This window comes from Acidovorax sp. Leaf160 (assembly GCF_001424265.1).
GTDB lineage: Bacteria > Pseudomonadota > Gammaproteobacteria > Burkholderiales > Burkholderiaceae_C > Paracidovorax.
The window spans coordinates 256845-271648 of the sequence record NZ_LMOV01000028.1; the positions used below are offsets into that span (position 1 = coordinate 256845).

11 protein-coding genes are annotated in these 14804 nt (G+C 72.0%); 9 read left to right on the plus strand and 2 right to left on the minus strand.

Translation table 11 applies throughout. From position 1 onward, the window contains the following. Positions 1 to 66 precede the first annotated feature (66 nt). Positions 67 to 1641 (plus strand): MATE family efflux transporter, encoded by a 1575-nt coding sequence (locus tag ASF94_RS19530; protein WP_056670499.1) that lies wholly within the window; start codon positions 67 to 69, stop codon positions 1639 to 1641. Between the two features lie 7 nt (positions 1642 to 1648). Here ASF94_RS19530 and ASF94_RS19535 read toward each other — a convergent pair whose 3' ends face one another. Further along, positions 1649 to 2653 (minus strand): LysR substrate-binding domain-containing protein, encoded by a 1005-nt coding sequence (locus ASF94_RS19535; protein ID WP_056670501.1) that lies wholly within the window; start codon positions 2651 to 2653, stop codon positions 1649 to 1651. Between the two features lie 100 nt (positions 2654 to 2753). Between ASF94_RS19535 and ASF94_RS19540 the strand changes: the two genes are divergently transcribed. The 3 genes from ASF94_RS19540 (at position 2754) to ASF94_RS19550 (ending at position 6610) form a co-directional block, all read left to right on the plus strand. Further along, complete coding sequence (locus ASF94_RS19540; protein ID WP_056670509.1) at positions 2754 to 4493, plus strand: IlvD/Edd family dehydratase; 1740 nt, start codon at positions 2754 to 2756, stop codon at positions 4491 to 4493. A gap of 64 nt (positions 4494 to 4557) precedes the next feature. Beyond that, on the plus strand, positions 4558 to 5550 hold the full coding sequence (locus ASF94_RS19545; protein ID WP_056670515.1) for a tripartite tricarboxylate transporter substrate binding protein: 993 nt from the start codon (positions 4558 to 4560) through the stop codon (positions 5548 to 5550). Between the two features lie 127 nt (positions 5551 to 5677). After that, positions 5678 to 6610, plus strand: a complete 933-nt coding sequence (locus tag ASF94_RS19550) for a dihydrodipicolinate synthase family protein (RefSeq protein ID WP_056670517.1) — start codon at positions 5678 to 5680, stop codon at positions 6608 to 6610. A 118-nt stretch (positions 6611 to 6728) separates the two neighbouring features. Here the strand turns inward: ASF94_RS19550 and ASF94_RS19555 are convergent, their stop codons facing one another. Further along, entirely contained in the window at positions 6729 to 7406 is a 678-nt protein-coding gene (locus ASF94_RS19555) for a GntR family transcriptional regulator (RefSeq protein ID WP_082493432.1), read from the minus strand. Between the two features lie 114 nt (positions 7407 to 7520). On the opposite strand from ASF94_RS19555, the gene ASF94_RS19560 reads away from it, so the two are divergent. The 5 genes from ASF94_RS19560 (at position 7521) to ASF94_RS19580 (ending at position 14798) form a co-directional block, all read left to right on the plus strand. Beyond that, entirely contained in the window at positions 7521 to 8498 is a 978-nt protein-coding gene (locus tag ASF94_RS19560; RefSeq protein ID WP_056670523.1) for a tripartite tricarboxylate transporter substrate binding protein, read from the plus strand. Positions 8499 to 8723: 225 nt separating this feature from the next. After that, positions 8724 to 9998: a glucarate dehydratase family protein gene (locus ASF94_RS19565; RefSeq protein ID WP_056670526.1), complete on the plus strand. Its 1275-nt coding sequence runs from the start codon at positions 8724 to 8726 to the stop codon at positions 9996 to 9998. Between the two features lie 60 nt (positions 9999 to 10058). Then, on the plus strand, positions 10059 to 10829 hold the full coding sequence (locus tag ASF94_RS19570) for an alanyl-tRNA editing protein (RefSeq protein WP_056670529.1): 771 nt from the start codon (positions 10059 to 10061) through the stop codon (positions 10827 to 10829). 106 nt (positions 10830 to 10935) lie between these two features. Continuing rightward, a complete protein-coding gene (locus ASF94_RS19575; protein ID WP_082493433.1) occupies positions 10936 to 13152 on the plus strand; it encodes a protein-disulfide reductase DsbD in 2217 nt (738 codons plus the stop codon). A 191-nt stretch (positions 13153 to 13343) separates the two neighbouring features. Further along, positions 13344 to 14798 carry an efflux RND transporter periplasmic adaptor subunit gene (locus ASF94_RS19580; protein ID WP_056670535.1) on the plus strand — a complete coding sequence of 485 codons (1455 nt, stop codon included), beginning with the start codon at positions 13344 to 13346 and terminating at the stop codon, positions 14796 to 14798. Positions 14799 to 14804: the final 6 nt, after the last annotated feature.

A 14804-nucleotide genomic window follows, 5' to 3' on the forward strand; every position in this document is an offset into this window, starting at 1 on the left:
TGCGGGGCGGCCCAGTTGCCGGCATCGGCCGACAGCCTGCCGCGCGCGGCGCGGTCACCATGCCGCATGCCCGCCACTGCCTCTTCTTCCACCGCATCCGAGAACCCACCGCCAGCCCAGCGGGCCCACCGCACCGAATCCCGCGCGCCCGCCCGCGACCTGACTCAGGGCCCCATCGGCCGCACGCTGCTGGTCTTCGCGCTGCCCATCCTGGCGGGCAACGTGCTGCAGTCGCTCAACGGCTCGGTCAACGCGGTGTGGGTGGGGCGGTTCCTGGGCGAGGCGGCGCTCACCGCCACGGCGAACGCCAACAACATCCTGTTCCTGCTGATCGGCGCGGTGTTCGGCGTGGGCATGGCGGCCACCATCCTGGTGGCGCAGGCCATGGGGGCGCGCAATCCGCAGCAGGCGCGCCGGGTGATCGGCACCAGCGCCACCTTCTTCGGCGGCACGGCGGTGCTGATCGCCGCCGCCGGCCCGCCGCTGTCGCGCGAAATCCTGGGCTGGATGGGCACGCCCGCCGCCGCCCTGCCGCTGGCCGAGGCCTACCTGCGCACGCTGTTTCTGGCGGTGCCGCTGCTCTATCTGTTCGCCTTCATCTCGGCCGTGCTGCGCGGCGCCGGCGATACGCGCACGCCGTTCCTCTTTCTCCTGCTGGTGGTGGTGCTGGACACGGCGCTGAACCCGCTGCTGATCTTTGGCTGGGGGCCGGTGCCGCGCATGGGCATCTCCGGCTCGGCCATGGCCACCCTGGTGGCCAACGCGATCAGCTTCGCCGCGCTGCTGGCCTGGCTGCGCTGGCGCCAACACCCGCTCTGGATCGGCCGGGCCGACTGGCGGCTCTTCGTGCCCGACGGCACCATCCTGCGGGCGCTCATCGTCAAGGGCCTGCCGATGGGCGCGCAGATGGTGATGATCTCCACCGCCATGCTGATGCTGATGGGGCTGGTCAATGCCCAGGGCGTGGTCACCGCGTCGGCCTATGGCGCGGCGCTGCAGCTCTGGACCTACGTTCAGATGCCGGCCATGGCCATCGGCGCGGCCTGCTCGTCCATGGCGGCGCAGAACGTGGGCGCCGGCCGGTGGGAACGGGTGGACGGCGTGGCCCGCAGCGGCACGCTCTTCAACTTCGTGCTGACCGGCGCCATCATCATTCCGCTGGTGCTGCTGGACCGCGCCGCGCTGTCGCTGTTCCTGCCCGCCGGCAGCGCATCGCTGGAGGCGGCGCGCCACCTCAACCACATCGCCGTGGGCTCGTTCCTCTTCTTCGGCGTGACCTTCGTGCTCTCCGGCGTGGTGCGCTCGACCGGCGCCGTGGTGCCGCCGCTCATCATCCTGGGCCTGGCGCTCTGGGGCATCCGCCTGCCGATCGCCTACGGGCTGCAGCCCTGGCTGGGCAGCGATGCGATCTGGTGGAGCTTTCCGGCCAGCGCGCTGTGCGCCATGCTGATGTCGATGGCCTACTACCGCTGGGGCGGCTGGCGCCAGGCCCGCATGCTGGCGCCGGCCGAGCCGGTGGTGGCCACCCCGGCGGAGGTGGGCGGACTGCCGCCCTCGCCCGTGTGCGCGCAGGCGGCTGCGGCCCCGCCAGAGCCGGGCGCGCAGGCCTGGCCGCCGGCAGCGGCGCGCCGCCCGGCCTGACGCCCCTTCAGCGCGGGGCGCCCGGCGGTCCGCCCAGGCCGCCGGGCCGGCCGTCCGCGTAGCGCGACGCCGCAGTGCTGCGCAGGATGTCGGCCACCAGGGCGGCGGCGGGCGACAGCGGCAGGTCCACGCGGGTGATGATGCCGAAGTCGTCCATGTGGCAGGGCAGGCTGACCGGCAAGATCTCCAGCATGCGGTAGGCGGCGTAGTACCGCGCCACTTCTTCCGCCAGCACCGCCACCATGTCGCTGTGCTCCAGCAGGCGCGTGGTGAACAGCAGCGCCGCCGTCTCGATCGTGTTGGCGGGCAGCGGCAGGCTGGCGCGCTGGAACATCAGGTTGAAGCGGTGGCGCAGCACGCTGCCGGCCGGGGGCACGATCCAGCCGCAGTCCACGAGGGCAGGAAGGTCGAGTCCCGGCGCTGACAGCAGCGGATGGCCCGGCCGGACCACGGCGCAGACCGGCTCGAGCCCCAGCGGCTCGTAGCGCAGCGCCAGCTGGTCGTGGCCGGCGGCCAGCCGGCCCACCACCAGGTCGAGCCGGTCCTGCGCGAGGCGCTCCAGCAGCACGTTGCTGGTGTCGATCTCCAGCGACAGTCGCATGCCGCCATAGCGCTGCTTCACGGCCGCCAGCGCCTGCGGCATCAGGCCGACGGCGGGCGCCGTGATCGCGCCCAGCGCCACCTGCCCGTGCGTGCCGCCCTTGAGCGCCTGCAGGTCGTCGCGCGCCTGGTCCAGGCTGCGCGCCACCGAGCCGGCATGCCGTATGAGCGCCAGCCCATAGGGCGTCGGCCGCACGCCGCGCGGCAGGCGCTCGAAAAGCGGGGCTTCGACCAGTTCCTCCAGTTCGCGCAGCATCTTCGACGCCGCCGGCTGGGTCATGGCCAGGCGCTCGGCGGCGCGGTGGATGCTGCCTTCCTCGTCCAGCGCCACCATCAGCAGCAGGTGGCGCGTCTTCAGGCGCGTGCGCAGGTAATCCCGCGAGGCGGATTTGTCCAGAGGTTGATCGAGCATGCCAATAACTATATAGAAATCGGCCAATTCTTCATTGGAAGGATAACCGAACGATATCTAAACTCGGCCGCCAGATTTGACCAACCCGTGGCCCCCGTCGATGACTACACCCCCCTCAAAGCCCCGCCTGCGCTCCGCTGAATGGTTCGGCACCGCCGACAAGAACGGGTTCATGTACCGGAGCTGGATGAAGAACCAGGGCATACCGGACCACGCGTTCGACGGCCGCCCGGTCATCGGCATCTGCAACACCTGGTCGGAATTGACGCCCTGCAACGCCCACTTCCGCAAGATCGCGGAACACGTCAAGCGCGGCGTGTATGAAGCCGGCGGCTTCCCGGTCGAATTTCCGGTGTTCTCCAGCGGCGAGTCGAATCTGCGGCCCACGGCGATGCTGACGAGGAACCTGGCGGCCATGGACGTGGAGGAAGCCATCCGCGGCAACCCCATCGACGCGGTGGTGCTGCTGGCGGGCTGCGACAAGACCACGCCCGCGCTGCTGATGGGCGCCGCCAGCTGCGACGTGCCGGCCATCGTCGTCTCGGGCGGGCCCATGCTCAACGGCAAGCTGAACGGCAAGAGCATCGGATCGGGCACTGCGGTCTGGCAGTTGCACGAGGCGCTCAAGGCCGGCGAGATCGACCTGCACCAGTTCCTCTCGGCGGAAGGCGGCATGTCCCGGTCGGCCGGCACCTGCAACACCATGGGCACGGCCTCCACCATGGCCTGCATGGCCGAGGCGCTGGGCACCACGCTGCCGCACAACGCGGCCATTCCCGCCGTCGACGCGCGCCGCTACGTGCTGGCCCACCTGTCCGGCCAGCGGATCGTGGAGATGGCGCTGCAGGGCCTGACGCTGTCCAAGATCCTCACGCGGGAGGCGTTCGAGAACGCCATCCGCACCAACGCGGCCATCGGCGGCTCCACCAATGCGGTGATCCATCTGAAGGCCATCGCCGGCCGCATGGGCGTGCCGCTGGAGCTGGAGGACTGGACCCGCGTCGGCCAGGGCACGCCCACCATCGTGGACCTGATGCCCTCCGGCCGCTTCCTGATGGAGGAGTTCTACTACGCCGGCGGCCTGCCGGCGGTGCTGCGCCGCCTGGGCGAGGCCGGCCTGCTGCCGCACCCCGGCGCGCTCACGGTCAACGGCCAGAGCCTGTGGGACAACGTGAAGGCCGCGCCGATCCATGACGACGAGGTGGTGCGCACGCTGGACAACCCGCTCATGGCCGATGGCGGCATCCGCATCCTGCGCGGCAACCTGGCGCCGCGTGGCGCGGTGCTCAAGCCGTCGGCGGCCACGCCCGAACTGCTGCGCCACCGCGGCCGCGCCGTCGTGTTCGAGAACCTGGAGCACTACAAGGCCCGCATCGTCGACGAATCGCTGGAGGTGGACGCCAGCTCCGTGCTGGTGCTGAAGAACTGCGGCCCGCGCGGCTACCCCGGCATGGCCGAGGTCGGCAACATGGGCCTGCCGCCCAAGCTGCTGCGCGCCGGCATCAAGGACATGGTGCGCATCTCCGACGCCCGCATGAGCGGCACCGCCTACGGCACGGTGGTGCTGCACGTCGCCCCGGAAGCGGCGGCGGGCGGCCCGCTGGCCGCCGTGCGCGATGGCGACTGGATCGAGCTCGACTGCGACGCCGGCCTGCTGCGGCTGGACATTTCCGACGCGGAGCTGGCGCAGCGGATGGCCGAGGTGCGGCCGCTGGCCGCCCCGGCCGACGGCGGCTACCGCAAGCTCTATGTCGACCATGTGCTGCAGGCCGACGAAGGCTGCGACCTGGACTTCCTCGTGGGTTCGCGCGGCAACGCCGTGCCACGCCACTCGCACTGACACGGATCTCGCCACGCCCCGGTTCCCCACCACAACACCACACAACGAGCACAAGGAGACACCCATGACATCGATCAGCCGACGCACCGCCCTGGCTGCGGCCGCCGCCAGCGCCGCCACGCCCTGGCTCGCCCCCCTCACGGCCCGGGCGCAGCCCGCCTGGCCGAGCAAGCCCGTGTCGCTGCTGGTCGGCTACCCGCCGGGCGGCCTGACCGATGCCGGTGCGCGGTTCATCACCAACGGCATGGCCGCCGCCCTGAACCAGCCGGTGGTGGTGGAGAACAAGCCCGGCGCCTCGGGCAACCTGGCCTCGGCCGAAGTGCTGCGGCTGGCCGACGACCACAAGCTGCTGGTGGCCAACACCAGCCTGACGATCAACCCGCACACCTTCGCCACGCCCTCGCCCCCGCCGCTGGAGTTCACCCCGATCGGCATGATTCTCGAGTCCCAGCTGGTGCTGTGCGTCAACCCCGGCGCCCCGGCGCGCAACTTCGCCGAGTTCCGCGCCTGGGTGGAGAAGGAAAGCCAGGCCGGCGGCTTCAACTACGCCTCGGCCGGCAGCGGCGGCAACACCCATCTGGCCATGGAACTGCTGCGCGAGCGCGCCGGCCTGCCCGTCATGAACCAGGTCCCCTACAAGGGCAGCGCGCCCGCCATCCAGGACCTGGTCGGCGGCCAGGTGCCCTGCCTGGTGGACGCCGCGTCCCTGCTGATCCCGTTCATCACCTCCGGCAAGCTGCGCCCCATCCTCGTCACGGGCCGCAGCCGGCTGCCGGCATTGCCGGACGTGCCCACCGGCACCGAGCTCGGCCTGAAGGACTTCGACGTCACCGTCTTCGTCGGCCTGTGGGGCAAGCCCCGGCTCGCACCGGAAATCGTGCGCACCGCCAACGCGGCGCTGAACGCGGCGCTGGCGGCACCCGGCGTGAGCGGCTCCATCACCAAGAACGGCGACCTGGTGGGTGGCGGCACGCCCGAGCGGCTGGCCAGCCTGACCCGCGACAACTACAAGATCTGGGGCGAGATCGCGAAGAAGAACAACATCCGGGCCGGTTGATCCGCACGGCTGATTGCCGATGACCCGGCGGCGGCCCGTCCACCTGTCCACCCGACTGACCGCCTGCCTGCCTGCCTTCCCGGCGGCCCGCTGCCGGCGCCGCCCGGCCCACCCACTGCACCCGCCCATGACCTCGACCCCTCGCCCACCCCGCTACCGCGGCATCTTCCCGGTAGCGCCCACCACCTTCGCCGACGACGGCACGCTCGACCTGGCCAGCCAGCGGCGCTGCCTGGACTTCATGATCGATTCAGGCGTGGACGGCATCTGCATCCTGGCCAACTTCTCCGAGCAGTTCCTGCTGTCGGACGACGAGCGCGAAACGCTCACGCGCACCGCGCTGGAGCACGTCGCCGGCCGCGTCCCGGTGATCGTGACCACCACGCACACCAGCACGGCGGTGTGCGTGGAGCGCAGCCGGCGCGCCCAGGCCATGGGCGCGGCCATGCTGATGGTGATGCCGCCCTACCACGGCGCGACCTTCCGCTTTCCCGAGCGGCAGATCCACGATTTCTATGCGCGCCTGTCCGATGCGGTTTCCATACCGATCATGGTGCAGGACGCGCCCGCCTCGGGAACGGCCCTGCCGGCCGCCTTCCTCGCCCGCATGGCCCGGGAGATCGAGCACGTGTCGTACTTCAAGATCGAGACCGCCGGCGCGGCGAGCAAGCTGCGCGAGCTGATCGCGCTCGGCGGCGACGCGGTCGAGGGCCCCTGGGACGGCGAGGAAGCCATCACGCTGCTGGCCGATCTGGATGCCGGCGCGACCGGCGCCATGACGGGCGGCGCCTTCGCGGACGGCATCCGGCCGATCATCGAGGCGCATCGCCAGGGCGACGCGGACACGGCCTTCGCGCTGTACCAGCGCTGGCTGCCGCTCATCAACCACGAGAACCGCCAGGCCGGCTTCCTGGCCGCCAAGGCGTTGATGAAGGAAGGCGGCGTGATCGCCTGCGAGGCGCCACGCCACCCCTGGCCCGGGCTGCACCCGGAGGTGCGGTCCGGCCTGCTGGCCATCGCCCGCCGGCTCGATCCGCTGGTGCTGCGTTGGGGGCGCTGACGGCGCGGCCCCTTCCAGGACGGGGGCGGCCTGCAATGCGCCCCTGGCCGAGCCGCCCGGGATGGACGCTGGGATGGCCCGGCAAGCCATCTGCCTGCCCAGCCCGGCACATGCGCCGCTAGGCGATGTATTCCGGGTACCGCGCGCGAATGTCGGCCACGCGCCCCAGCGTGCCCGACAGGTGCGCGCGCAGTGCGGCCTGCGCGGCGTCCGGGTCGCGGGCTGCCAGCGCATCGACGATGCGTCGGTGATCGCGCACCACGCGGTCTGAATTGCCGGGCGACGGCAGGTCCAGCCGGCGCAGGCGGTCCAGATGGCCGCTGCGGCGGCGCACCAGCTCGTACAGGTCGGGCACGCCCGCGGCGTCGTAGAGGGTGCGGTGGAAGGCCTGGTCCGCGGCGATGAAGTCCTCGCCACCCTGGCCGGCCAGCGCAGCCTGCGTGTCCACCAGCGCCGCCAGACGGCCGGCCAGCACCGCGTCGCCCGCCAGCGCCAGCGTGCGCACCACCTCCAGTTCGATGGCGCAGCGCAGGAACTGCGCCTGCTCGGCGGAATGCAGGTCGATGCGGCTGACCAACGTGGCGTGCTGCGGAAAGATGTCCACCAGCCCTTCCTCGCTGAGGCGGATGAGCGCGTCGCGCACCGGCGTCTGGCTGAGATCGAACCGCTCGGCCAGCTCGGCGCGGGCCAGCGGGGTGCCCGGGGCCAGCTCCAGCGACAGGATGGCCGCGCGGAGCCACTCGAAAACCTGGGGCGCGGCCTGCCGCGTGCGATCGAGCTTGTGGGGGGTTTTCATCGGGCTGGGCATGGGCAGGCAGTGATTCTAGGCGGCGGCCTGATCACATTGACACACTAATACATTAGTGCTTCAATCATTGCCAATACATCAAGACCGCTGGAGACAAAGCCCATGCACCGCCGCCTCGCCCTTGCCGCCGCCTGTTCGGCCCTCTGCCTTTTTGCCACTGCCGCCCAGGCCAACGACTGGCCCGCCGCGAAGCCCATCACCTGGGTCGTGCCCTTTGCGGCCGGCGGCTCCACCGACGTCGTCGCGCGCGCCGTGGGGCAAGAGCTGTCGATGGCGATCAAGCAGGCCGTGGTGGTGGACAACCGCCCCGGCGCCGGCGGCACCATCGGCGTGCAGGCCGTGGCGCGGGCTCCGGCGGACGGCTACACGCTGATCGGCGGAACCATCAGCACGCACGCCATCAATACCGGCCTCTACAAGAAGCTGCCCTACGACCCGGTCAAGGACTTCGAGCCGGTGACGCTGATCGCCTATGTGCCGAACGTGCTGATGGTCAACAGCGCGCTGGGCGTGAACACGGTGCAGGAACTGGTCGAGTGGATCCGCAAGAACCCCGAGAAGGCGTCCTATGCCTCGTCGGGCGCGGGTACCTCCACCCACCTCACCGGCGCGCAGATGTCCGAGCTCATCAAGGTGCCCATGCAGCACATCGCCTACAAGGGCAGTCCGCAGGCGCTGCAGGACGTGGCGGCCGGCAACGTGCCCTTCCTGTTCGACCAGCTCACGGCCGGCCTGCCGCTGGTCAAGGCCGGCAAGCTCAAGTTCCTGGCGGTGACGACCAAGACGCGTTCGCCGCTCGCGCCCGACGTGCCGACCACGGCCGAGGCCGGCTTTCCCGGGCTGGACCTGGTCTCGTGGCAGGCGGTGTACGCGCCCAAGGGCACGCCCAGGGACGTGGTGAACCGCCTGAACGCCGAGATGGTCAAGGCGCTGAAGACGCCCGAGCTGAAGAACAAGCTGGAGACGCAGTTCGGCATGGACGTGGTGGGCAGCACCCCGGCCGAGCTGGCCGCCATCACCGCCGCCGACATCGCCCGCCTGGGCGCGCTGGTGCGCAAGACGGGGGCCAGCGCTGAATGAGGGGGCACCCCCCTGAGCGGCTGCGCCGCTTCACCCCCGCTCTCGCCGTGCTGCGCACGGCGGGCAGGGGGACGCCGCCGGTGGCCGGGCAAAGCCCGTTCCACGGCGGCCGCTGGCATGGCCTGCTCCGCGGCCTTCTGATCGTTGAGGGCAGTGGAGCGTCACGGCGCGCTGCCCAGGCTGGCACTGCCAAGTTTCCGCACTCTGTTTTCACACTCGACCACCATGCCACGCGACATCACCATCACCCACGTCCGCATCACGCCTATCGCTTTCCGCGACGGCCCGCTGCTCAATGCCGCCGGCATCCACGAGCCGTGGGCGCTGCGGGCCATCGTCGAGATCGAAACCAGCGACGGCCGGGTGGGCATTTCCGAGACCTATGGCGACGAGCCCATGCTGCGGGTGCTGGAGCAGGCCCGGCCGCTGCTGATCGGGCTGTCGCCCTTCGCGCTCAACACGATGGAGGAGCGCGTGCGCGCCACCGTCACGGCCGTGCCCGGCGCGGTGGAGTTCGAGCTGGCGCCGGGCTCGCACGCCGCCAAGAACGCGCCCAAGGTCATCAGCACCTTCGAGGTCGGCATGCTCGACCTGCAGGGCCAGATCGTCGGCGCCCCCATCGTCGACCTGCTGGGCGGCAAGGTGCGCGATGCCGTGCCCTACAGCGCCTACCTGTTCTTCAAATATGCCGAGCACGTCGGCCAGCCCTACGCGCCCGACGCCTGGGGCGAGGGCATCAGCCCCGCGCAGATCGTGGCGCAGGCGCGCCGCATGATCGACCTCTACGGTTTCCAGAGCATCAAGCTCAAGGGCGGCGTGTTCGAGCCCGCACACGAAGTCGCCTGCATGCAGGCGCTGGCCCAGGCCTTTCCGGGCGTGCCGCTGCGGCTGGACCCGAATGCCAACTGGTCGCTGGCCGCCAGCATCGCCGCCGCCCCGGCGCTGGACGAGATCCTGGAGTATTACGAGGACCCCACGCCCGGCCTGCAGGGCATGGCCGAATTGGCGAAGCACACCCGGCTGCCGCTGGCGACCAACATGGTCATCACCACCATGGACGACTTCCGCCGGGGCTGCGAGATGGGCGCGGTGCAGGTGCTGCTGTCCGACCACCACTACTGGGGCGGCCTGCGCGCCACGCAGACGCTGGCGCGCATGTGCCGGCTGTGGGGCCTGGGCATGTCGATGCATTCCAACTCGCACCTGGGCATCAGCCTGATGGCCATGACCCACGTGGCGGCCAGCGTGCCCAACCTGACCTACGCCTGCGACACCCACTACCCGTGGCAGGAGGAAGAGGTCGTGCAAGGCGGGCGCATCCGCTTCGAGAACGGCTCGGTCGCCGTGCCCACCACGCCCGGCCTGGGCGTGGAGCTGGACCGCGATGCGCTGGCCGCGCTGCATGCGCAGTACCTGGAATGCGGCGTGCGCAACCGCGACGACCTGGCGCAGATGCGCCGCTACGACCCGTCGTTCACCGGAAAGACGCCGCGCTTCTAGGCGGGGCCGGCCCCTCTTTCGGCCCACAAGCCCCGGCGCTGGATTGACTACCATCGCGGGATGACCCAAGACCTTTTCCGCCACGACAGCCACCTTCGCGAATGCAGCGCCACCGTGAGGGCCCACACGCCCGAGGGCGGCGTGGTGCTGGACCGCACCGTGTTCTACCCGCTGGGTGGCGGACAGGCGGGCGACAGCGGCGAGCTGATCGGCGCGGACGGCAGCCGCTGGGCGGTGGCCGACACGCGCAAGGGCAAGGACGCGGAAGGCCGGCCCACGGCCGACATCGTGCACCTGCCGGCCGACACCGCCGCCACGCGCCCCGCCGTGGGCGAGGCGGTGACCGCCCGCATCGACTGGGAGCGCCGCCACCGGCTGATGCGCTTTCACACCACCACGCACCTGCTCTGCCACGTGGTGGCGCAGCCGGTCAACGGCTGCTCGATCACGCCCGACTATGCGCGGCTGGACTTCCACATGGACGGCGCGCTGGACAAGGACGAACTTACCGCCGCCATCGCCCGGCTGGTGGCCGAGGACCACCCGGTCACCCTGGGGGCCATCGACGACGCCGAGCTGGACGCCAACCCCGCGCTGGTCAAGAGCATGAGCGTGCAGCCGCCGCGCGGCACCGGCACGGTGCGCACCGTGCGGGTCGGCGGGGGCGCGGGCGCAGGCGGGTCGGGCAACGGCGCCTCACCGCAGATCGACCTGCAGCCCTGCGGCGGCACGCATGTGGCGCGCACGTCGGAGATCGGCGCGGTGGTGGTCACCAAGATCGAGAAGAAGGGCGCCATGGCGCGCCGGGTGGTCCTGGGCTTCGCGGCCTGACGCAGCGCTGCCGGTGCGCCGGGCCGCCCTGCCCGGCCGCCCGCGCCGCACCCTACAACGCCCGCCCTCGGAACCAAAGGCCCCGCCACCGCTCCCACACTGCGCCATGTCCCACCGCACGCTGCAGCGCTGGCTGCTTACTCTCTTTTTCATAGCTACCAGCGCACTATCCATGGGCGCCAGCGCCCAATTTGGCTCAAAATCTGCCACCTCGGGCGGCAGCAGCACCGTGACCACGCCGCACGTGCAGGCGGAACTGGTCGCCCAGGCGCCGGACGGCATCGGCCCGGGCAAGCCGCTGTGGCTGGGCCTGTCGATCACGCACCAGCCCGACTGGCACACCTATTGGAAGAACCCCGGCGACTCCGGCCTGCCCACGCAGCTGGAATGGCAGCTGCCCGCCGGCATCGACGCGGGCGAGATCGCCTGGCCGGTGCCGCGCAAGATTCCGATAGGGCACCTGGCGAACCACGGCTACGAAGGCACGGTGCTGTTGCCGGTGCCCATGCATGTCTCGGCCGCCTTCCAACCCGGGCCGCTGGCGCGCGAGGCCAGCTTCACGCTGCGGGCGTCGTGGCTGGTGTGCCGCAAGGAATGCATTCCCGAGGAAGGCACGTTCACGCTGCAGGTGCCGATCAACGGCACCACCGCGCTGAACGCCGCCGCCTTCGAGGCCGCCGAGCGCGCCCACCCGCTGCCGCTGCCGGCGCAGCAGCGCACCCAGGCCCATGTGGAAGGCACCGACGTGGCGCTGACCGTGGCGGGCCTGCCGGCCGCATGGCGCGGGCAGACGCTGGACGTGTTCGCGGAAACGCCGGGCGTGGCCGAGACCGCCGCCGCCGTGCCGCAGAACTGGCTGGGCGACGTGTGGACCGCCCGGCTGCCGCTGTCGCCGCACCGCAGCGCCAGCCCCGAGCCGCTGCCGCTGGTGCTGGCCCTCGGCGGCCAGGGCCGGCGGGTGGAAATGCCCGTGCAGACCGGCTGGCCGCCGCTGCCGGCCGCCGCCGGCGTGTCGCCCGCGCTGGAGGCCGCCCTCCAGGCCAATGCGCAGGCCCGCGCCCCCGCCGGCGGCGCCGCCGGCCTGGGCGCCGCGCCTGCCGTGGCGCCCGCGCCGCTCGGCACCTTCCTGGTCGCGCTGGCCGGCGCCCTGCTGGGCGGGCTGATCCTGAACCTGATGCCCTGCGTCTTCCCGGTGCTAGCAATCAAGGTGGTGGGCTTCGCCCGCCCCACCCACAGCCGCCACGCCCACCGGGTGGGCGGGCTGGCGTACACGGCCGGGGTGGTGCTGTCGTTCGTGCTGCTGGGCGCGGCCATGCTGGCGCTGCGGGCGGCCGGCGAGGCGGTGGGCTGGGGCTTCCAGCTGCAGTCGCCCGCCGTGGTGGCGGCGCTGGCGGCGCTCTTCACGCTGCTGGGGTTGAACCTGGCGGGTGTGTTCGAGTTCGGCCGCATGCTGCCCGGCTCGGTCGCCAGCCTGCAGGCGCGCCACCCGGTGGCGGACGCGTTCCTCACCGGCGTGCTGGCCGTGGCCGTGGCCTCGCCCTGCACGGCGCCCTTCATGGGTGCATCGCTGGGACTGACGGCGACTTTGCCCGGGGCGCAGGCGCTGGCCATCTTCGCCGCGCTGGGCCTCGGACTGGCGCTGCCCTATCTGCTGGCCAGCTGGCTGCCCGGCTTCGCGCGCCTGCTGCCCCGGCCGGGCGTCTGGATGGACACGCTGCGCCGGTTCATGGCGTTTCCGCTCTTCGCCACCGTGGTCTGGCTGGTCTGGGTGTTGGGCCAGCAAAGCGGCATCAACGGCGCGGCGGCCCTGCTGGCGCTGCTGGTGGCGCTGGCCATGGCGGTGTGGTCGCTCACGCTGGCGGGGCGCGGGAAGGCACTGCTTGCTCCTCTTTCGATAGCTGCCTGCGCTTATCTCGCCTGGGCCATCGGCCCGAAAGTCATTGAAAGCACTCCCGCTGCCACCGCGGCGGTGGCCCCCTCGCCCGCCGGCTGGCAGCCCTGGCAGGCCGACCTGCCCGCGCAGCTGCTGGCCGAAGGCCGCCCGGTGTTCGTGGACTTCACCGCCGCCTGGTGCGTGACCTGCCAATACAACAAGCAGACCACCCTTTCGGACCCCGAGGTGCTGGCCGCCCTGGCCGGCCGCAACGTGGCGCTGCTGCGCGCCGACTGGACGCGGCGCGACGCCCAGATCACCGCCGCCCTGGCGCAGCTGGGCCGCAGCGGCGTGCCGGTCTATGTGCTGATGGCGCCGGGCAAGGCGCCCGTGGTGTTCAGCGAAGTGCTGGGCCGCAAGGAGCTGAAGGACGCGGTCGCCGCGCTCTGACCCCGGAGCGGCCGGGAACCTGCCCGGTCCGGGCCGGCTGCACCGCCCAGCAGGCCCGGCCTTTACTTTTCTTCGCACGCGCGCCCGCAAAGTGCCTCCGGCCGCCCCTACGATCGGCACCTGCGCCCGGCGCTGCACCTGCGAGGTGTGTGACGCCCGGGCGGCGCCCCGCACAGAACAACAGGACAGCCATGCGCCCGAGAGACTCCGCCCCCGCCGCCCCTGCCGCCGTCACACCCGAACCCGCGCCCGCCGCCACCGCTGCCGAGGCATCCGCGCCGCCGCCGCGCCGGCGCCGCAGCCGGTGGCTGGGCGCGGTCGTCGCGATCGGCACCGTCGCCGTGCTGTGCGGCGCGGCCTGGGTGCTGGTCAAGCGCTCCCAGGCGCCGGCCGACGGCGGCTTCGCCGGGGCGGGGCGGGCGATGGTGACCGTGGGCGAGGCCACCGCCCGCCAGGCGCAGCTGCCGGTGGCCATCGAGGCGCTGGGCACCGTCACCCCGACCCTCACCGTGGCGCTGCGCCCGCAGGCGTCGGGCGTGCTGACCGAGGTGCTCTTCACCGAAGGGCAGACGGTGAAGAAAGGCCAGGTGCTGGCGCGCATCGACCCGCGCCCCTTCGAGCAGGCGCTGCTGCAGGCCGAAGGCACGCGCCAGCGCGACCAGGCCCAGCTGGACAATGCCCGCATCGTGCTGGAGCGCTACCGCACGCTGCTGGCGCAGGACTCCATCGCCCGGCAGGACGTGGACACCCAGGCCGCGCTGGTGCGCCAGCTGCAGGGCACCGTCACCGCCGACCTGGCGCAGGAAAAGACCGCCCGGCTGAACCTGGACTACACCCGCATCACCGCCCCCGCCAGCGGCCGCGTCGGCCTGCGCGCGGTGGATGCGGGCAACTACGTGAGCGCGGGCGAAGCCAATGGCATCGCCACCATCACCCAGGTGGCGCCGATCGACGTGCAGTTCTCCATCCCGCAGGACCGGCTGGCCGACGTGCAGGCCGCGCAGCGGGATGCCGGTGCCGTGCAGTCGAAGGACGCCCGGCCGGGCGTCGCCCCGCTGGCGGTGACCGCCTTCGACCGCACCCGCACCCGCGCGCTGGCCGAAGGGCGGTTTTCCACGCTGGACAACCTGGTGGACACGGCCACCGGTACCGTCAAGGCCAAGGCGCGCTTCGACAACGCCGAGGGCGCACTCTTTCCCAACCAGTTCGTGAACGTGCGCCTGCTGCTGCGCGAGGTGCCGGCCGTGGTGGTGCCGGTGACCGCCGTGCGCACCGGCGCCAACGGCGACTTCGTCTACGTCATCAACGACGACCGCACCGTGTCGCTGCGCAAGGTCAAGCGCGGGCAGGCCACGGTCAGCCAGGTCGCTATCGCCGAAGGCCTGCAGGCCGGCGAGCGCGTGGTGACCGAAGGCGGCGACCGGCTGAAGGACGGGGTGAAGGTGCAGCTGCAGGGTCAGCCGGGTCCACAGGGTCAGCCGGGACAGCGGCCGGGCGGCGCGGAAGGCGCCCCGGGCCGCCGTGCGCGCGGCTCCGAGGCGCAGGGCGAGCGGCGCCGCCACCGCCCGCCGCAGGACGGCACGGCGCCGCCAGCGGCCGCAGCATCCGCCCCCGCCACGCCGGCGCCGCAGCCGGCGGCCCGCTGACCTCGG